This is a genomic window from Enterobacter sp. 22499 (assembly GCF_052044815.1).
Lineage (GTDB): Bacteria > Pseudomonadota > Gammaproteobacteria > Enterobacterales > Enterobacteriaceae > Enterobacter > Enterobacter bugandensis.
Genome location: NZ_JBQENR010000006.1, coordinates 18,605 through 38,122 on the forward strand (window position 1 = coordinate 18,605; position 19,518 = coordinate 38,122).

General features: G+C 56.0%; 16 protein-coding genes. 8 read left to right on the top strand and 8 right to left on the bottom strand.

Annotated features, from left to right (window positions below):
• Window positions 1-10 precede the first annotated feature (10 nt).
• The 6 genes from accC to acuI form a co-directional block, all read right to left on the bottom strand.
• Complete coding sequence (gene accC, locus ACTJI7_RS16725; protein ID WP_003860388.1) at window positions 11-1,360, bottom strand: acetyl-CoA carboxylase biotin carboxylase subunit; 1,350 nt, start codon at window positions 1,358-1,360, stop codon at window positions 11-13.
• A 10-nt stretch (window positions 1,361-1,370) separates the two neighbouring features.
• Complete coding sequence (gene accB, locus ACTJI7_RS16730; RefSeq protein WP_008502856.1) at window positions 1,371-1,835, bottom strand: acetyl-CoA carboxylase biotin carboxyl carrier protein; 465 nt, start codon at window positions 1,833-1,835, stop codon at window positions 1,371-1,373.
• 21 nt (window positions 1,836-1,856) lie between these two features.
• Complete coding sequence (gene aroQ, locus ACTJI7_RS16735) at window positions 1,857-2,309, bottom strand: type II 3-dehydroquinate dehydratase (RefSeq protein ID WP_028014610.1); 453 nt, start codon at window positions 2,307-2,309, stop codon at window positions 1,857-1,859.
• A 234-nt stretch (window positions 2,310-2,543) separates the two neighbouring features.
• Window positions 2,544-3,143, bottom strand: coding sequence for a protein-methionine-sulfoxide reductase heme-binding subunit MsrQ (gene msrQ / locus ACTJI7_RS16740; protein ID WP_063155266.1), 600 nt, complete (start codon window positions 3,141-3,143; stop codon window positions 2,544-2,546).
• Window positions 3,144-4,145 carry a protein-methionine-sulfoxide reductase catalytic subunit MsrP gene (msrP, locus tag ACTJI7_RS16745; protein ID WP_028014608.1) on the bottom strand — a complete coding sequence of 334 codons (1,002 nt, stop codon included), beginning with the start codon at window positions 4,143-4,145 and terminating at the stop codon, window positions 3,144-3,146.
• A 77-nt stretch (window positions 4,146-4,222) separates the two neighbouring features.
• The gene (gene acuI / locus ACTJI7_RS16750) at window positions 4,223-5,197 is read right to left on the bottom strand and encodes an acrylyl-CoA reductase (NADPH) (RefSeq protein ID WP_041907830.1); all 975 of its coding nucleotides are present in this window, start codon (window positions 5,195-5,197) and stop codon (window positions 4,223-4,225) included.
• 182 nt (window positions 5,198-5,379) lie between these two features.
• On the opposite strand from acuI, the gene csrD reads away from it, so the two are divergent.
• The 8 genes from csrD (at window position 5,380) to tldD (ending at window position 17,644) form a co-directional block, all read left to right on the top strand.
• Window positions 5,380-7,320 carry an RNase E specificity factor CsrD gene (csrD, locus tag ACTJI7_RS16755; protein WP_063155267.1) on the top strand — a complete coding sequence of 647 codons (1,941 nt, stop codon included), beginning with the start codon at window positions 5,380-5,382 and terminating at the stop codon, window positions 7,318-7,320.
• A gap of 282 nt (window positions 7,321-7,602) precedes the next feature.
• A complete protein-coding gene (gene mreB / locus ACTJI7_RS16760; protein WP_000913396.1) occupies window positions 7,603-8,646 on the top strand; it encodes a rod shape-determining protein MreB in 1,044 nt (347 codons plus the stop codon).
• A gap of 61 nt (window positions 8,647-8,707) precedes the next feature.
• Complete coding sequence (mreC, locus tag ACTJI7_RS16765) at window positions 8,708-9,724, top strand: rod shape-determining protein MreC (RefSeq protein WP_028014605.1); 1,017 nt, start codon at window positions 8,708-8,710, stop codon at window positions 9,722-9,724.
• Window positions 9,724-10,212: a rod shape-determining protein MreD gene (gene mreD, locus ACTJI7_RS16770; protein WP_008502849.1), complete on the top strand. Its 489-nt coding sequence runs from the start codon at window positions 9,724-9,726 to the stop codon at window positions 10,210-10,212. The genes mreC and mreD overlap by 1 nt, the downstream gene beginning before the upstream one ends.
• A gap of 9 nt (window positions 10,213-10,221) precedes the next feature.
• Complete coding sequence (locus ACTJI7_RS16775) at window positions 10,222-10,815, top strand: Maf family protein (protein ID WP_041907832.1); 594 nt, start codon at window positions 10,222-10,224, stop codon at window positions 10,813-10,815.
• Window positions 10,805-12,274 (top strand): ribonuclease G, encoded by a 1,470-nt coding sequence (rng, locus tag ACTJI7_RS16780; RefSeq protein ID WP_008502847.1) that lies wholly within the window; start codon window positions 10,805-10,807, stop codon window positions 12,272-12,274. The genes ACTJI7_RS16775 and rng overlap by 11 nt, the downstream gene beginning before the upstream one ends.
• A 42-nt stretch (window positions 12,275-12,316) precedes the next feature.
• Window positions 12,317-16,114, top strand: a complete 3,798-nt coding sequence (gene yhdP / locus ACTJI7_RS16785; protein WP_047367035.1) for an AsmA2 domain-containing protein YhdP — start codon at window positions 12,317-12,319, stop codon at window positions 16,112-16,114.
• A gap of 84 nt (window positions 16,115-16,198) precedes the next feature.
• Window positions 16,199-17,644, top strand: coding sequence for a metalloprotease TldD (gene tldD / locus ACTJI7_RS16790; protein ID WP_063155268.1), 1,446 nt, complete (start codon window positions 16,199-16,201; stop codon window positions 17,642-17,644).
• Between the two features lie 46 nt (window positions 17,645-17,690).
• Here the strand turns inward: tldD and ACTJI7_RS16795 are convergent, their stop codons facing one another.
• Window positions 17,691-18,305, bottom strand: a complete 615-nt coding sequence (locus ACTJI7_RS16795) for a YagU family protein (protein WP_032644925.1) — start codon at window positions 18,303-18,305, stop codon at window positions 17,691-17,693.
• A gap of 217 nt (window positions 18,306-18,522) precedes the next feature.
• Window positions 18,523-19,449, bottom strand: coding sequence for an HTH-type transcriptional activator AaeR (gene aaeR, locus ACTJI7_RS16800; protein WP_028014600.1), 927 nt, complete (start codon window positions 19,447-19,449; stop codon window positions 18,523-18,525).
• Window positions 19,450-19,518 lie beyond the last annotated feature (69 nt).

Genomic DNA, 19,518 nt, shown 5'->3' on the forward strand with positions numbered 1-19,518 from the left:
CACAGCTCTCTTACTTCTCGTTCAGGCCGAGTTTTTTCTCCAGGTAGTGGATATTGGTTCCACCATTCTGGAAGTGCTCGTCGCTCATGATACGCATCTGCAGATCAACGTTGGTTTTAATACCGTCGATGATCAGCTCCTGCAGGGCGTTCTTCATGCGGGCAATCGCCACGTCACGGTTTTCGCCGTAGCAGATGAGCTTGCCGATCATTGAGTCATAGTACGGCGGTACGGTGTAACCGGCGTAGATATGAGACTCCCAGCGCACGCCAAAACCACCCGGCGCGTGGAAACGCGTGATTTTACCCGGGCTTGGCAGGAAGGTGTTCGGGTCTTCGGCGTTGATACGGCACTCTACCGCATGGCCTTTCACCACTACTTCTTCCTGCTTGATGGACAGAGGCTGACCGGCTGCGATACGCAGCTGCTCTTTGATCAGGTCAACGCCGGTGATCATTTCGGTAACCGGGTGTTCAACCTGAATACGGGTGTTCATCTCAATGAAGTAGAACTCGCCGTTTTCGAACAGGAACTCAAAGGTACCCGCCCCGCGATAGCCGATATCAACGCACGCTTTGGCGCAACGCTCGCCGATGTAGCGACGCAGTTCCGGGGTAATGCCCGGCGCTGGCGCTTCTTCGACCACTTTCTGGTGACGACGCTGCATGGAGCAGTCACGTTCTGCCAGATAGATCGCGTTACCCTGACCGTCAGCCAGCACCTGAATTTCGATGTGGCGTGGGTTTTCCAGGTATTTTTCCATGTACACCATGTCATTGCTGAAAGCCGCTTTCGCTTCCGCTTTGGTCATGGAGATGGACTGCGCCAGTTCAGCATCGCTGCGCACAACGCGCATACCGCGACCGCCGCCGCCGCCGGACGCCTTGATGATAACCGGGTAGCCAATGCGTTTAGCATGAGCACGGTTAGCATCCATGTCGTCGGTCAGAGGGCCGTCAGAGCCTGGCACGGTTGGGACACCGGCTTTTTTCATTGCGGTGATTGCAGACACTTTGTCGCCCATCAGGCGAATGGTGTCGGCTTTCGGACCGATGAAGATAAAGCCAGAGCGTTCAACCTGCTCAGCAAAGTTGGCGTTCTCAGAGAGGAAGCCGTAACCCGGATGAATTGCCACCGCGCCGGTGATTTCAGCGGCGCTGATGATAGCCGGGATGTTCAGATAGCTTTTTACGGACGGAGCCGGGCCAATACAGACCGTCTCATCCGCCAGCAATACGTGTTTTAAATCGCGATCCGCGCTTGAGTGCACGGCCACGGTCTTGATGCCCAGTTCTTTACAGGCACGAAGAATACGCAGTGCAATCTCGCCACGGTTGGCGATAACAATTTTATCCAGCATGTTCGCCTCGTTACTCGATGACGACCAGCGGCTCGTCAAATTCAACCGGCTGACCACTTTCGACCAGAATCGCTTTCACAGTACCTGACTTGTCAGCTTCGATCTGGTTCATCATTTTCATCGCTTCAACGATGCACAGGGTATCGCCTACGTTGACTTTCTGACCCACTTCGATGAACGCCTTCGCGTCCGGGCTCGGGGTGCGGTAGAAAGTACCAACCATTGGGGAACGTACGATGTGACCACTGATTTCTGCTGCAGCGGCAGGTGCGGCTTCAGCTGCTGCTGGCGCAACGGCTGCGGAAAGCGCAGGCTGCTGCACTGGCGCAGCGTAAGCTTGCTGCATTACCGGGAAGCTAGCGGCTGGGGCTGCACGGCTGATGCGTACAGACTCTTCGCCTTCAGAAATTTCCAGTTCGGAGATGCCTGATTCTTCAACCAGCTCGATCAGTTTTTTAATCTTACGAATATCCATGAGTGGGTTCCGTACTCTTGTTTAGTGTGATTGTGACAAGCGTTTTACCGCTGTCTGTAAAGCGTATGAATAGCCGTCTGCGCCCAGTCCGCAGATAACGCCAGCAGCGATATCCGACAGATACGAATGGTGGCGGAACGGCTCTCGGGCGTGCACGTTACTCAGGTGGATCTCGATAAACGGGATACTCACCGCGAGCAGTGCGTCGCGGATAGCAACACTGGTGTGCGTAAACGCGGCCGGATTGATCAGGATATAGTCCACAGTGTCTTTAGCCTGATGAATACGGTCGATGATTGCGTACTCCGCGTTTGACTGAAAATGATCCAAATCCACATTCAGCGAGGCTGCTTCCGTGCTCAGACGGTTAACAATTTCGCTCAATGTCAGCGTGCCGTACTTCTCTGGCTCACGGGTGCCGAGCATGTTCAGGTTCGGTCCGTTTAAAACTAAGATGTGGAACTTATCAGTCATTATGCCGCTATCTCCTGCGATTTTCGGGTAAAAAACAAAATATACCGTCGAAGCGCAAATGTCACCTTTTCAGAGGCCTAAAACCGCTGTCAGGCGAACCAAGGTCGCACATTATAACGATTTCGTAGCATTTGGCAGCTAAATACTGGTCTTATCAGGGAAGATTATCAACCGCAATCCAAAAAAGATTTGCGGTTGAGAGGTAATCTGCGGGAAAACGCACAGTTTCGCGAACTATCGCAACCACTGGCGGAACTTCTTGTAACGCCATGCTAAAAGCGCCACGGCTGCCAGCGCGTAAAAAACCGGCTGCGGAGAGAGGATCTTCACCGACCACAGATAATGAATGGGGGCGAGGATCGCGACAAGATAGACGAAGTTGTGCAGCAACTGCCAGCGACGTCCCAGCTTTCTCTGCGCATATTGCGTGGATGTCAGCGCTAACGCCAGCAGGATCAGCCAGCTAACAATGCCCAGCATCAGGTAAGGGCGTGTTACCAGCTCGCGGCCAAGCAGTGTCAGATTGTTAATTCCCAGTTCCAGCAGGGCGTAACTGGTGAGGTGCAGGGTCGCCCAGGCAAAACACCATAGCCCCAAAAGCCGACGGGTGCGTATCAATAATGGCTGTTTAGCGTAGCGCGCCAGCGGCGAGACGAGCAAGGTGGCCAGCAAAAATTTCAGAGCCATCCGACCGGTAAAATGCTGGATATCCTTTGCCGGATCGGCGCTAAAGAGGCCCTGGCTGGCCGCCCAGAACAGCCAGATAAAAGGAAGTATCCCGGCTAAATGCAGCAGCACTTTCAGCCAGGTAATCTGCTTTGCCGTTAAACGCACTCAGAAGTTCTCCCGTAAATTGAGGCCACGGTAAAGGGACGCCACTTCATCCGCATACCCGTTAAACAGCAGCGTGGGCTGGCGCTTCACGTCCAGCGCGCCGCCGGAGCCAATAAAGCGTTCCGTCGCCTGCGACCAGCGGGGATGATCCACATGCGGGTTCACGTTGGCGAAGAAGCCGTATTCACCCGGCGCCGCCAGGTTCCATGTCGTCGGCGGACGTTCGCGGGTCAACTTAATGCTGACGATCGATTTAATCCCTTTGAAACCGTATTTCCACGGCACGGTTAAACGGATGGGGGCACCGTTCTGCGGCGGAAGCGCCTTGCCGTAAACGCCGACGGTCAGGAGGGTAAGGGGATGCATGGCTTCGTCAAGACGTAACCCTTCAACGTAGGGATACTCCAGCCCGCCGCCGATGAACCGGTCTTTCTGGCCCGGCATCTCGTCCGGGGCGTAGCGCGTCTGGAAGGCGACGTATTTTGCGTTGCTGGTGGGTTCAACCATCGCCAGTAGCTTATGCAGCGGGAAGCCTACCCAGGGCACCACCATCGACCAGGCCTCTACGCAGCGCATGCGATAGATACGCTCTTCAAGCGGGAAGCGGGTGGTCAGATCGTGATGGTCCAGCGTCAGAGGTTTTGCCACTTCACCGTCGATTTTCAGCGTCCACGGATCGGTTTTCATGCTGCCGGCATTGGCGGCAGGATCGGCTTTATCCAGACCAAATTCGTAGAAGTTGTTGTAGCCGGTGACTTTATCTTCCGGCGTGAGCGCCAGCGTGTTTTGCCATTCGGCGGGTTTGGTAAAGGTAAGCGGGGCACCGGAAGGCGCCTTAGGGCGATCGTTGCCTTTAAACCAGTCGAGCAGGTCGGCGTGTGCCGCTGGAGAGAGCGTCAGTGCCGTGGCGCTGATGCCAAGCATTTTCAGGATCTGGCGGCGCTGTAACATAAAGACAGACTCAGACGTTACGTCGGCTTCCGTCAGTTTTCGGTTTTTCATGGCATCCTCCGTCATGCGTTTTTCTAAGCATGACGGAGGAGAAGCGTTAGCGCGAATATGTCACGAAAATTTGAAGATTAGGCGATTTTCACCAGCGCGCGGCCGTGGAACTGGTTATCCATGATCTTACTGGCATATTCAGGTGCCTGGCTGAGCGTAATTTCGGTAGCGCTCTGGGTATAGAACGATTCCGGCAAATCGCGCACCAGACGCTCCCATGCCTCTGCACGGCGAGCCGCAGGCGTCATCACGGAATCCACGCCCTGCAGGCGGACGTTACGCAGAATAAATGGCATGACGGTCGTTGGCAGGGCGAATCCGCCCGCCAGGCCGCAGGCTGCCACGCAGCCGCCGTAGTTCATCTGCGCCAGGACTTTTGCCAGCACCTTGTCACCGACGGTATCCACTGCACCTGCCCAGACCTGTTTTTCCAGCGGGCGGGTCTCGGCAAACTCATCGCGGCCAAGAATACGGCTGGCGCCGAGCTGGCGCAGATAATCGTGCGTGCTTTCACGGCCGGAAACCGCCGCAACCTGATAACCCAGCTTGTGCAGCAGTGTGACCGCCGTGCTGCCCACGCCACCGCTGGCCCCGGTCACAACAATTTCACCCGACTCGGGGCGAACACCCGCCTCTTCCAGCGCCATCACGCACAGCATGGCGGTAAAGCCTGCGGTACCAACGATCATCGCTTTGCGGCCATCTATGCCTTTCGGCATAGGCACCAGCCAGTCGCCCTTCACGCGCGCCTGCGTTGCCAGCCCGCCCCAGTGATTTTCGCCCACGCCCCAGCCGGTGAGCAGCACCTGCTGGCCCGCATGAAAACGGGGATCTTCGCTGCTATGAACCCGGCCAGCAAAATCAATACCCGGCACCATAGGGAAATTTCGGATGATTTTACCCTTGCCGGTGATCGCCAGCGCATCTTTATAATTTAAACTGGACCAGTCGATGTCGACGGTGACGTCGCCTTCCGGCAGGCGAGTCTCTTCTACGGCCTGTACTGAGGCAAGCGTTTTGCCGTCCTGCTGTTCTAAGATTAAAGCCTGCATACGGGGTCCTCACGGCTCAGATGATTGGAAAAGAGTTCCTGAAGACTATACTCGCTCAGGGTAAAGCAATGCCGATTTAACGCAATAAATTGCCAGATACGCCAGGTTTGGTAGTATGCCGCATTTGAAATGCAAGTTAGCGCTTACTCGCTACCCCATCAACCCACGGAGTAATCTCAAGGATGCGATTAACGACGAAGTTCTCGGCTTTTATCACCCTGCTGACGGGGCTTACCATCTTTGTCACGCTTCTTGGTTGCTCTCTGAGCTTTTATAACGCCATTCAGGACAAACTGGTCAACCGGGTGCAGTCCGTTGCGTCGGTCATTGATACGCGTCTGCTGACCACTCCACTTCCTGAGCTATCCCGGGAGCTGGATGAGTTGATGGTGCCGGTTGATATTATTCAGATCGACATCCAGCAGGGAAAGCATCCGGTTTTAAGCCATAAACGACAGGACAGCTATCGACCTGCGGGCGTGGTGAGCCAGTATCGGGAAGTAACGGTGCACTCCCTCAAAAATCCGGGGATGACCATACACATGGTCTACCTCGATCCGATGGCCAGCTATTTCCGTTCTATGATGACCACCGCGCCGCTCACTGTTGCCGTCGCCTTCATTATTTTGCTGATTTTTCTCGCGGTCCGCTGGCTGCGCCGCCAGCTTTCAGGCCAGGAACTGCTGGAGATTCGCTCCGTGCGCATCCTGAACGGTGAACGCGGCCCGCAGGTTCGCGGCTCGGTCCATGAATGGCCCTCACGCGCCAGCAGCGCGCTGGATACGCTGCTCTCAGAGATCCAGTTTGCCAGCGACCAGCGCAGCCGAATGGATACGCTGATCCGCTCTTATGCCGCGCAGGATAATAAAACCGGCCTTAACAACCGCCTTTTCTTTGACAATCAACTCGCCACGCTGCTCGACGACCCGGAAAAAGTGGGCACGCACGGGGTGGTGATGATGATTCGCCTGCCCGATTTCGATCTGCTGCGCGACACATGGGGGCAGCGGGCGGCGGAAGAAAATCTCTTTACGCTGATCAACCTGCTCTCCACCTTTATTATGCGCTATCCGGGGGCGCTGCTGGCCCGCTACCACCGCAGCGACTTTGCCGTATTGCTGCCGCATCGCACGTTGAAGGAATCAGAAAGCATTGCCAGCCAGCTACTTAAGGCCGTCGACGCGCTGCCGCAGAGCAAAATGCTCGACAGAGACGATATGGTCCATATGGGGATTTGCGCCTGGCGCGGCGGACAGTCGACAGAGCAGGTGATGGAGCATGCGGAAGCGGCCACCCGCAACGCCGTGCTTCAGGGGGCAAACGGATGGGCGGTCTATGATGATTCGCTGCCTGAAAAAGGGCGTGGAAACGTGCGCTGGCGTACTTTGATTGAGCAAATGCTGAGTCGCGGCGGGCCGCGTATTTATCAAAAACCGGCGGTCATGAAGAACGGTTTTGTCCACCACCGGGAATTGATGTGCCGTATTTTCGACGGGACGGAAGAGGTTATTTCTGCAGAATATCTGCCGATGGTTCTGCAATTTGGGCTCTCCGAAGAGTATGACCGCCAGCAAATTACACGCTTGATTCCATTTTTATCATTCTGGCCTGAAGAGAATCTGGCGTTACAGGTTACCGTTGAGTCATTAATACGCCCGCGTTTTCAGCGCTGGCTGCGTGATACATTAATGCAATGCGAAAAATCGCAACGCAAACGCATTATTTTTGAACTTGCTGAGGCGGATGTGGGTCAACACATCAGCCGGTTGCGTCCGGTGGTCCGTTTGATCAACGCGCTCGGTGCCCGTGTCGCGGTAACGCAGGCGGGTTTAACGCTGGTCAGTACCAACTGGATCAAGGAGCTGGATGTGGAGCTATTAAAGCTACATCCGGGGCTGGTAAGGAATATTGAGAAGCGCACGGAAAACCAGCTGCTGGTTCAGAGTCTGGTTGAAGCGTGTAAGGGAACGCGAACACAGGTATTTGCCGCAGGCGTGCGCTCCAGAGGCGAATGGCAGATGTTAACAGAGCGCGGAGTGACGGGCGGTCAGGGCGATTTTTTTGCCGCCTCTCAGCCGCTTGACACCAACGTGAAAAAATATTTGCAAAGATACTCTGTTTGACCTGCCGTTTACGTTGTTTTCACGTAGAATATCGCGCCTGTAGCTTTGAGTATGTCGAGCAAAAAGCCAGTGAACGACCTTTAATGGGTTACAAAAATCAGTGAGGAACACGACTGTTTACTCAGCCCTGAGGGAGTCAGGGGATGAATTTGTAACAACAGGAAACGTACTGCACAAATTTTCACCGTTGCAGATGATTTTTGCGCCTTGTCGCTGCTGCGTGTGGTTGGTAAAGTAAGCGGATTTTGTTTTCCGCCCCAGCTTTCAGGATTATCCCTTAGTATGTTGAAAAAATTTCGTGGCATGTTTTCCAATGACCTGTCCATTGACCTGGGTACCGCGAATACCCTTATTTATGTAAAAGGACAAGGCATCGTATTGAATGAGCCTTCTGTTGTGGCCATTCGTCAGGATCGTGCAGGCTCGCCGAAAAGCGTGGCCGCAGTGGGTCATGACGCGAAGCAGATGCTGGGTCGTACCCCTGGCAACATCGCCGCTATTCGCCCAATGAAAGACGGCGTTATCGCTGATTTCTTCGTGACTGAAAAAATGCTTCAGCACTTCATCAAGCAGGTTCACAGCAACAGCTTCATGCGCCCAAGCCCGCGTGTTCTGGTGTGTGTGCCGGTTGGCGCAACCCAGGTAGAACGTCGCGCAATCCGTGAATCTGCCCAGGGTGCAGGCGCACGTGAAGTGTTCCTGATTGAAGAGCCAATGGCTGCGGCAATCGGTGCGGGTCTGCCAGTTTCTGAAGCCACCGGTTCTATGGTGGTGGATATCGGTGGTGGTACCACTGAAGTGGCCGTTATCTCACTGAACGGCGTGGTGTACTCCTCCTCCGTACGTATCGGTGGTGACCGCTTCGATGAAGCCATCATCAATTACGTGCGCCGTAATTACGGCTCTCTGATCGGTGAAGCCACCGCAGAGCGTATCAAACACGAAATCGGTTCTGCGTATCCGGGCGATGAAGTGCGTGAGATCGAAGTGCGTGGCCGTAACCTGGCGGAAGGTGTTCCACGCGGCTTTACCCTGAACTCCAACGAAATTCTGGAAGCACTGCAGGAACCACTGACGGGCATCGTGAGCGCGGTAATGGTTGCGCTGGAGCAGTGCCCACCAGAACTGGCGTCCGACATCTCCGAGCGCGGTATGGTTCTGACCGGTGGTGGTGCGCTGCTGCGTAACCTCGACCGCCTGTTGATGGAAGAGACAGGTATTCCTGTCGTAGTTGCAGAAGATCCACTGACTTGCGTCGCCCGCGGTGGTGGCAAGGCGCTGGAAATGATCGACATGCACGGCGGCGACTTGTTCAGCGAAGAGTAGTCATGGTGAAAGGGTAGCGAATCGCTACCCTTTCTCTCTGACACGAGAATACGCATAGCCTATGAAGCCAATTTTTAGCCGTGGCCCATCGCTACAGTTTCGCCTCATTCTGGCGGTTCTGGTTGCGCTTGGCGTCATTATTGCCGATAGCCGCCTCGGTACGTTCAGCCAGATCCGAACGTACATGGATACCGCCGTCAGTCCTTTCTACTTTATATCAAATGGTCCCCGTGAACTGCTCGACTCCGTTTCTCAAACGCTGTCTTCACGAGACCAGCTCGAACTTGAAAACCGGGCATTACGCCAGGAACTGCTGCTGAAAAACAGCGAACTGCTGATGCTGGGGCAATACAAGCAGGAAAACGCGCGTCTGCGTGAACTGCTCGGCTCGCCGCTGCGTCAGGACGAGCAGAAGATGGTTACCCAGGTGATCTCCACCGTGAACGACCCTTACAGCGATCAGGTTGTGATCGATAAAGGGAGCGTGAACGGGGTGTATGAAGGTCAGCCCGTCATCAGTGATAAGGGCGTAGTAGGCCAGGTTGTTGCCGTCGCCAAACTGACCAGCCGCGTGCTGCTGATTTGCGACGCCACCCACGCACTGCCGATCCAGGTCCTGCGTAACGATATCCGCGTGATTGCGGCCGGTAACGGCTGCACGGACGATCTGCAGCTGGAACATCTGCCTGCTAACACGGACATCCGTGTCGGCGACGTGCTGGTGACGTCCGGTCTCGGTGGACGCTTCCCTGAAGGTTATCCGGTTGCGGTGGTCTCTTCGGTTAAGCTGGATACGCAGCGTGCATACACCGTGATTCAGGCCCGTCCAACCGCCGGTTTACAGCGTCTGCGCTATCTGCTGCTGCTCTGGGGTGCCGATCGTAACGGTGCTAACCCGATGACGCCTGAAGAGGTGCATCGCGTGGCGAACGAACGCCTGATGCAGATGATGCCGCAGGTTCTTCCGCCAGCGGACTCTATGGGGCCGCCTGCGCCCGTGCCTGCGCCGGCAACAGGGTTAACGCAGCCGCAGCCTGATGCGCCGCCACCGCCTAAACTCTCTTCGGGAGGGCAGTAGTGGCAAGCTATCGTAGCCAGGGACGCTGGGTCATCTGGCTCTCGTTCCTCATTGCACTGTTGCTGCAGATTATGCCCTGGCCGGATAACATTCTCGTTTTCCGGCCAAACTGGGTCTTGCTCATTTTACTTTACTGGATCCTTGCCCTGCCGCATCGCGTAAATGTCGGCACGGGTTTTGTGATGGGTGCCATACTGGATCTCATTAGTGGCTCTACGCTGGGCGTGCGCGCCCTGTCCATGAGCATTATTGCGTACCTCGTCGCACTGAAATTCCAGCTCTTCCGTAACCTCGCGCTCTGGCAACAGGCCCTGGTCGTGATGCTGTTGTCGCTTGCTGCGGATATCGTTGTTTTCTGGGCAGAGTTTTTAGTGATCAACGTCTCTTTCCGACCGGAAGTGTTCTGGAGTAGTGTAGTAAACGGTGTGCTCTGGCCGTGGCTATTCCTGCTGATGCGTAAGGTTCGCCAGCAGTTTGCTGTGCAATAAAAGGTTTCTATGACGTCTCTGTATCTTGCTTCCGGCTCCCCGCGCCGTCAGGAACTCCTGACGCAGTTAGGGGTCTCTTTTGAACGCATCGTGACCGGCATTGAAGAAAAACGTGCTGAGGGCGAAAGTGCTCAGCAGTACGTGTCTCGCCTGGCACGCGAGAAAGCGCAGGCGGGCGTGGCCTGTGTGCCGCGCGATCTGCCCGTGCTGGGAGCAGATACCATCGTTATCCTTAACGGTGAAGTCCTCGAGAAACCGCATGACGCCGGCCATGCGGCGCGCATGCTGCGCAAGATGTCCGGGCAAACGCACCAGGTGATGACGGCCGTCGCGCTGGCGGACAGCCAGCACGTGCTGGATTGCCTGGTGGTTACGGATGTCACGTTCAGAGTGATTACCGACGACGAGATCGCCGCTTATATTGCCAGCGGTGAACCGATGGATAAAGCAGGTGCATACGGTATTCAAGGGTTGGGTGGCTGTTTTGTCAGGAAGATTAATGGCAGCTATCACGCCGTAGTCGGCTTACCGCTGGTGGAAACGTATGAGTTGCTGAGCAATTTTAACTCACTGCGTGAGGGAAGGGATAATTATGACGGCTGAATTGTTGGTAAACGTAACGCCATCGGAAACCCGTGTGGCCTATATTGACGGTGGCATTCTTCAGGAAATTCATATTGAGCGTGAAGCGCGGCGCGGAATAGTAGGCAATATCTACAAAGGTCGTGTCAGTCGTGTACTGCCGGGTATGCAGGCGGCTTTTGTAGATATTGGACTGGATAAGGCGGCATTTTTACATGCCTCCGACATCATGCCGCACACCGAGTGCGTCGCGGGCGAAGAGCAAAAGCAGTTTGCCGTGCGCGACATTTCCGAGCTGGTGCGTCAGGGCCAGGACTTAATGGTGCAGGTGGTGAAAGATCCCCTTGGCACCAAAGGTGCCCGTCTGACCACCGACATTACCTTACCTTCCCGCTATCTGGTCTTTATGCCCGGCGCGTCGCACGTGGGCGTTTCGCAGCGTATTGAGAGCGAAAGCGAGCGCGAGCGGCTGAAGAAAGTGGTCAGCGCCTACTGCGATGAACAGGGCGGGTTTATTATCCGTACCGCTGCAGAAGGGATCAGCGAAGAAGACCTGGCGTCGGATGCGGCTTACCTGAAGCGCGTCTGGACCAAAGTGATGGAGCGTAAAAAACGCAACCAGACTCGCTACCAGCTGTACGGTGAGCTGGCGCTTGCGCAGCGCGTGCTGCGTGACTTTGCCGATGCCCAACTCGACCGCATTCGCGTGGACTCTCGCCTGACGTATGAAGCGCTGCTGGAGTTTACCGCTGAATACATCCCGGAAATGCCGGGCCTGCTGGAGCATTACACCGGGCGTCAGCCGATCTTCGATCTCTATGATGTCGAAAACGAGATCCAGCGAGCGCTAGAACGCAAGGTCGAACTGAAGTCCGGCGGCTATCTGATCATCGATCAGACCGAAGCGATGACCACCGTCGATATCAACACCGGCGCGTTTGTCGGTCATCGCAATCTGGACGACACCATCTTCAACACCAACATCGAAGCCACGCAGGCGATTGCGCGTCAGCTTCGTTTGCGCAACCTCGGCGGCATTATCATCATCGACTTTATCGATATGAGTAATGAAGACCATCGTCGTCGTGTGCTGCACTCGCTGGAGCAGGCGCTGAGTAAAGATCGCGTGAAGACCAGCATCAATGGCTTCTCGCAGCTCGGCCTGGTGGAAATGACCCGGAAACGGACCCGCGAAAGCGTGGAACATGTCCTGTGTAATGAGTGTCCAACCTGCCATGGACGCGGAACGGTAAAGACGGTGGAGACGGTCTGCTACGAGATCATGCGTGAAATTGTCCGTGTCCATCATGCCTACGACTCAGACCGTTTTCTGGTCTATGCTTCCCCTGCGGTGGCTGAAGCCCTGAAAGGCGAAGAGTCGCACGCGCTGGCGGAAGTGGAAATCTTTGTCGGCAAACAGGTAAAAGTACAAATTGAACCGCTCTATAACCAGGAGCAGTTTGACGTCGTAATGATGTAAAACGCAGTACGCTGCGTGACGAAAGCTGACAAGGAGAGATGCGTGAGGCGATTGCCGGGGATTTTAGTGCTTACAGGGGCAACGCTGGTCGTGATTGTCGCGTTGCTCGTGAGCGGGCTACGCCTCGTTTTACCGCATCTGGACAGCTGGCGTCCGCAGCTGCTGGCGAAAATCGAATCCACTACCGGCGTGCCGGTCGACGTAAGCCAGGTTAGCGCCAGCTGGCAGAATTTTGGCCCGACGCTGGATGTCCGTGACATCAACGCCAGCCTGAAAGATGGCGGTCATCTCAAAATCAAACGCGTAACCCTGGCGCTGGACGTCTGGCAAAGCCTGTTGCATCTGCGCTGGCAGTTTCGCGATCTCACCTTTTATCAACTCCAGTTTCTGACCAATACGCCGCTGACGGGCGGTGATAACAATCAGGGCCTGGAAGCCAACCGCTTCAGCGATCTCTTCCTCCGCCAGTTCGATCATTTCGATCTGCGCGACAGCGAAGTGAGCTTTATTACCCTTTCTGGCCAGCGCGCCGAACTGGCGATCCCGCAGCTGACCTGGCTTAACGGCAAGGATCGACACCGCGCCGAGGGGCAGGTCAATCTTTCCAGCCTGAACGGCCAGCACGGCGTCATGCAGGTGCGTATGGACTTGCGTGACGATGACGGCCTGTTAAACAACGGCAAAGTGTGGCTGCAGGCCGACGATGTGGATGTAAAGCCCTGGCTCGGCGACTGGCTGCAGCAAAACATGCAGCTGGAAACCGCCCGTTTCAGCCTTGAGGGCTGGATGACCCTGACGAAAGGGAAATTTGCCAGCGGCGATATCTGGCTGAAGCAAGGGGGCGCGAGCTGGAAGGGTGAAAGACAGCAGCATCAGCTTTCCGTCGATAACCTCACCGCGCACGTGACGCAGGAAAAAGAGGGCTGGCAGTTCGCCATCCCGGATACGCGCATCACGATGGACGGCAAGCCGTGGCCGCGCGGTGCGCTGACGCTGGCCTGGATGCCGGAGCAGGACGTGGGCGGCGCGGCGAGTAAACGCAGCGATGAGCTGCGCATCCGCGCCAGTAACCTGGATTTGGCGGCCATTGAAGGCCTGCGCTCCATGGCGGCAAAGCTCTCTCCGGACCTGGGCGAGATCTGGCTGGCAACGCAGCCGAGCGGAAAAATTGATTCTCTGGCGCTGGATATCCCGCTTCAGGCGACGGAAAAAACCCGTTTCCAGGCAACATGGAAAGATCTTGCCTGGAAGCAGTGGAAGATGCTGCCGGGCGCGGAGCATTTCAGCGGCAAGCTGGAAGGCAGCGTGGAGAACGGCAGGCTCACGGCTGATATGCACAACGCAAAAATGCCTTACGAGACGGTCTTCCGCGCGCCGCTGGAAATTGAGCAGGGCAGCGCGGTGCTTAACTGGCTCCGTAACGATAAGGGCTTCCAGCTTGATGGTCGCCATATCGACGTCAAAGCCAAAGCGGTACACGCGCGGGGTGACTTCCGCTATTTACAGCCGCAGGGTGACGAACCGTGGCTGGGCATTCTGGCCGGGATCAGTACCGATGACGGTTCTCAGGCCTGGCGCTATTTCCCGGAAAATCTGATGGGTAAAGCGCTGGTCGACTATCTGAGCGGCGCAATTCAGGGCGGTCAGGCGGAAAACGCCACGCTGGTCTACGGCGGTAACCCGCATCTTTTCCCGTACAAACATAATGAGGGGCAGTTCCAGGTGCTGGTGCCGCTGCACGACGCCACCTTCGCGTTCCAGCCGGGCTGGCCCGCGCTGAAAAACCTGGATATCGAGCTTAACTTCCTCAACGACGGATTATGGATGAAGGCGGACAGCGTTGCGCTGGGAGGCGTAACGGCCAGCAACCTGACGGCCAACATCCCGGACTACTCAAAAGAGAAGCTGCTGATTGATGCCGACATCAACGGCCCGGGGAAAGCGGTGGGGCCGTACTTTGAGGAGACGCCACTCAAAGAGTCGCTGGCGGCGACCCTTCAGCAGCTCCAGCTCGATGGCGATGTGAATGCTCGCTTACATCTTGATATCCCGCTGGACGGTGAAATGACCACCGCCAAAGGTGACGTCCGTCTGAAGAACAACAGCCTGTACATTAAACCGCTTGATAGCACCCTGAAAGACCTCAGCGGACAGTTCAGCTTTGTGAACGGTAATTTGAAAAGCGAGCCGCTGACCGCCAGCTGGTTTAATCAGCCGGTGAATATCGACTTCTCAACAGCCGAGGGGCAAAAGGCTTATCAGGTGGCCGTTAATCTGGACGGCAACTGGCAGCCGTCGCGTATGGACGTCCTGCCGAAGCCGATTGAGGCGTCAGTAGCGGGCGCGGTCGCCTGGCAGGGCAAAGTGGCAATCGACCTGCCTTATCACGCGGGTGCACACTATAAGGTCGACATTACGGGTGACCTGAAGAATCTTCAAAGCCAGCTGCCTGCGCCGCTGGATAAACAGGCGGGACAGCCGCTGCCGGTGAAGCTTAACGTGGATGGCAATCTGGACAGCTTCGCGCTGACCGGAAGCGCGGGCGGAACAAACCACTTTAACAGCCGCTGGCTGCTTAACCGCAAGCTTACCCTCGACAAAGCCATCTGGACGACGGACAGCAAAACCACGCCGCCGTTGCCTGAGCATGCGGGCGTTGAGCTGAATCTCCCGCCGATGGACGGCGCGGAGTGGCTGGCGCTGTTCCAGAAAGGCGTTGGGCAAAACGTTGATGAGGCCGCCCAGTTCCCCCAGACCATTACCGTACGCACACCGTCGCTGATGCTGGGCGGACAGCAGTGGAACAATCTGAGCATTGTCTCCCAGCCAACCGCTAACGGCTCAAAAGTGGAGGCGCAGGGCCGGGAGATCAACGGCACGCTGACCATGCGCAATAACGCGCCGTGGCAGGCAGCGATCCGCTATCTCTACTACAACCCGGCTGCTGCGAGTAAAGATAAACCGGCGAATACATCGCCGCTGAGTAATACTACCCGCGTCGATTTTAGCGGCTGGCCCGATCTGCAGCTGCGCTGCGCGGAGTGCTGGCTGTGGGGGCAAAAATATGGCCGTATCGACGGTGATTTTGCCATCCAGGGGAATACGCTCAAGCTCTCCGGCGGATTGATCGACACCGGCTTTGGCCGCATGACGGCGGGTGGAGAGTGGGTGAATAACCCGGGCGAGCAGCGCACGTCTCTGAAGGGCGACATTAAAGGCAACAAGCTGGATGCGGCAGCCAACTTCTTTGGCATCAGCACGCCGCTGCGCGGCTCCTCGTTTAACGTTAATTACGATCTTCACTGGCGTGCCGCGCCGTGGACACCGGACGAAGCGTCACTGAACGGTATTCTGAAAACACACTTTGGCAAAGGTGAGATCGCCGACGTGAGCACGGGGCGCGCCGGGCAGATCCTGCGTCTGCTGAGTTTTGATGCGCTGCTTCGCAAGCTGCGCTTCGATTTCAGCGACACCTTCAGCGAAGGTTTCTATTACGATTCCATCCGCAGTACGGCGTGGATCAAGGACGGCGTTCTGCACACGGACGACACGCTGGTGGATGGGCTGGAAGCGGACATCGCCATGAAAGGCTCAGTCAACCTCGTGCGTCGCGAACTGGATATGGAAGCCGTGGTGGCGCCGGAAATTTCCGCCAGCGTGGGCGTGGCGGCGGCCTTTGTGGTTAACCCGATTGTCGGTGCGGCGGTGTTTGCCGCCAGTAAAGTGCTGGGGCCGCTGTGGAGCAAGGTCTCCATTCTGCGCTACCGCATTACCGGTCCGGTGGATAAACCGCAGATTAACGAGGTGCTGCGCCAGCCGCGCAAAGATGCACAGCAATGATTTGACGTGGGCTGGTAATTGCCTCACTCTCAATAAATACGATCTTTATACCGCCACGGGCGGCAACGAACGAGTAGCAATACGATGAGTCTGAACCTGGTAAGTGAACATTTGCTCGCAGCGAACGGCCTGAGCCATCAGGACCTGTTCTCCATTCTTGGTCAACTGACCGAACGCCGTCTCGACTACGGCGATCTCTATTTCCAGTCGAGCTATCACGAATCCTGGGTTTTAGAAGACAGCATCATCAAAGATGGCTCATATAACATTGACCAGGGCGTCGGCGTGCGCGCCATCAGCGGCGAAAAAACCGGTTTTGCCTATGCCGACCAGATTAGCCTGGCCGCGCTTGAGCAGAGCGCTCAGGCCGCGCGTACCATTGTGCGCGATGCCGGCGACGGTCGCGTGAAAACCCTGGGTGAAGTGCAGCACTCCGCGCTTTATACCAGCATCGACCCGCTGCAGAGCATGAGCCGTGAAGAGAAGCTGGACATCCTGCGCCGCGTGGACAAAGTGGCCCGCGCTGCCGACAAACGTGTTCAGGAAGTCTCCGCCAGCCTGAGCGGTGTGTATGAACTGATTCTGGTGGCGGCAACGGACGGTACGCTGGCGGCCGATGTGCGTCCGCTGGTGCGTCTCTCCATCAGCGTGCAGGTCGATGACAACGGCAAACGCGAGCGCGGCTCAAGCGGCGGCGGCGGTCGTTTCGGCTATGACTGGTTCCTGGGTGATGTTGACGGCGAAGCGCGCGCTGACGCGTGGGCTAAAGAAGCCGTGCGCATGGCGCTGGTGAATCTTAATGCTGTTGCGGCGCCGGCCGGGACATTCCCGGTGGTGCTGGGCGCAGGCTGGCCGGGCGTGCTGCTGCACGAAGCGGTGGGCCACGGTCTGGAAGGCGATTTTAACCGTCGTGGGACGTCCGTGTTCAGCGGCCAGATCGGACAGCTCGTCTCCTCTGAGCTTTGCACCGTAGTAGATGATGGCACCATGCTTGACCGCCGCGGCTCGATTTCTATCGACGATGAAGGTACGCCAGGCCAGTACAACATGCTGATCGAAAACGGCGTGCTGAAAGGCTACATGCAGGACAAACTCAACGCGCGCCTGATGGGCGTAGCGCCAACGGGTAACGGCCGCCGTGAATCTTACGCGCACCTGCCGATGCCGCGCATGACCAACACCTATATGCTGCCGGGCAAATCCACGCCGCAGGAGATTATCGAATCCGTGGATTACGGTATCTTTGCGCCAAACTTTGGTGGCGGCCAGGTGGATATCACCTCCGGTAAGTTTGTCTTCTCGACTTCAGAAGCGTACCTGATTGAGAAGGGCAAAGTGACCAAAGCGGTGAAGGGCGCGACGCTGATTGGCTCCGGCATTGAAGCGATGCAGCAGATTTCCATGGTTGGTAACGATCTGAAGCTGGATAACGGCGTGGGTGTTTGCGGTAAAGAAGGCCAGAGCCTGCCGGTTGGCGTGGGTCAGCCAACGTTGAAAGTGGATAATCTGACGGTGGGCGGCACGGCCTGACCTGAGCAAACATAAAAAATGGCGCTACAGATGTAGCGCCATTTTTTTAACGTAAGTTACCCAGCGGGATCTCCGGATCCGGCTCGTGAGTAATGCGGTTACGCAAGTCACGTCGAATGATTTCGATCGACCAGAACCAGACCAGATGACCCACGATCTCTGACACGTGTTCATACCAGGGCAGATCAAACAGCGGTGGCGTCAGCCCCATCAGCGGGAAGGAGAGCATGTGAACAAAAAGCTGTGCCAATGCACCCGCCAGCAAACCCTGCCAGAGTTTAATTTTCGGGAAGACTTCAGCAACGACACAATACCCAACCGCGAAGACGATTGAGAAAATAATATGCGTTACGCCGACCCAGTTAAATATATGTCCGGCAAAGGTATAAACTGCTGCGTTAGGATCAACTACGCCCAGCCAGTCGCGTAAAAAAACATAGGGTGGATTTAAAAAATTGCGGGAGCAATCTATCTGGCCTGCGGCTCTTATTAATTGCTCAGGGCCGCATGCGCCGGTAAATAAATCGGTGGGACTGCGTGGCGGGAGTGGTACCTCGGCTCCCCATTTGACAAACGCGGAGACAATTCCTGCAATTAAGCCAATGAACGCGGCGAGTCCGTAGCGCCTGCGTGACGGCGGTGTTTGTTCAAATAGATTCATTTCGTTTCCTTGTTTAACGTCATCCTGCGGAATACATTTTATTATTCAAATCAGCAACAAAATAATAACAGTCTGAATGCCAGACTGTTTATAAGGTAAAGGGCAGGCGGCGGCAGTGTCAATTCTCTATTCCTGATAGAAGCTAAAGAATATTCCTGGATGAAGGCCGGCTTCATCCTGAAATATTAATGGCGCGGATATTTCAGAAATTAATTACTTATTCCTTTCTTCTTCCCCGCATTCCCTGAAACAGCTCTGCTACGTCGACAAAATAGTCGGTCAGATAGTTAATACACACCTGTACTTTGAGGGGCAGCTTGTCCTTCTCGGTATATAGGGCGTAGACCGGGCGTGGATCGGACTGATAGCGCGGGAAGAGGATCTCCAGCACGCCGCTGTTGATCTCATTGATCACCCACATCAGCGGCACGTAGGCGATCCCGGCGCCGGCCACCAGCCAGCGCGAAATGGTCATCGGATCGTTGGTGACGAACCGGCCTTCCGGCAGCAGCCTGGTGGAGATCCCTTCCGGAGCAATCAGCTCAAATTCATTATCGGGGCGGACGCTGTACTCCAGCCAGGAGTGGTTAGCGAGATCGGCAGGTTTCTCCGGCACACCGTACTGCGCCAGATAGCTCTTCGAGGCACAGACCACCATCGGCATGCTCCCGAGGCGACGCGAGAACAGGCTGGAGTCCTGCAACGCACCAACGCGGATCACCACGTCTAAACCATCGGCGATCAGGTCTGGGGCAGGGATGCCCGTCACCAGATTGACGGTAAGCCCAGGGTACTCTTTCAGCATGTCCGCCGTCATGGCAGCGAGAACATTTTGTGCCATAGTTGAAGAACACCCTATACGCAGCGTGCCGATGGGCGTGTTGTTAAAGGCATAGAGTTGCTCGTGCACATCCTGCACTTCATGCAGCATGCGGCGACAGCCCTGATAGTAAATTTTACCGGCTTCCGTCAACCCGATGCTGCGGGTGCTGCGGTTGAGCAGCTTAACCTGAAGCTCATCTTCCAGTTTGGACACCGTCTGGCTGATGGATGAGACGCTCATCTGAAGCTGGCGCGCAGCGGCGGTAAATGAGCCGAGTTCAACCACTTTGGCGAAGACGGACATGCGTTTTAAACGTTCCATTGTTCACTCTGGCTTAAAAGTGATTTAGATCACATATGATAGATAACAGCATAACAGTTACGTTAATAT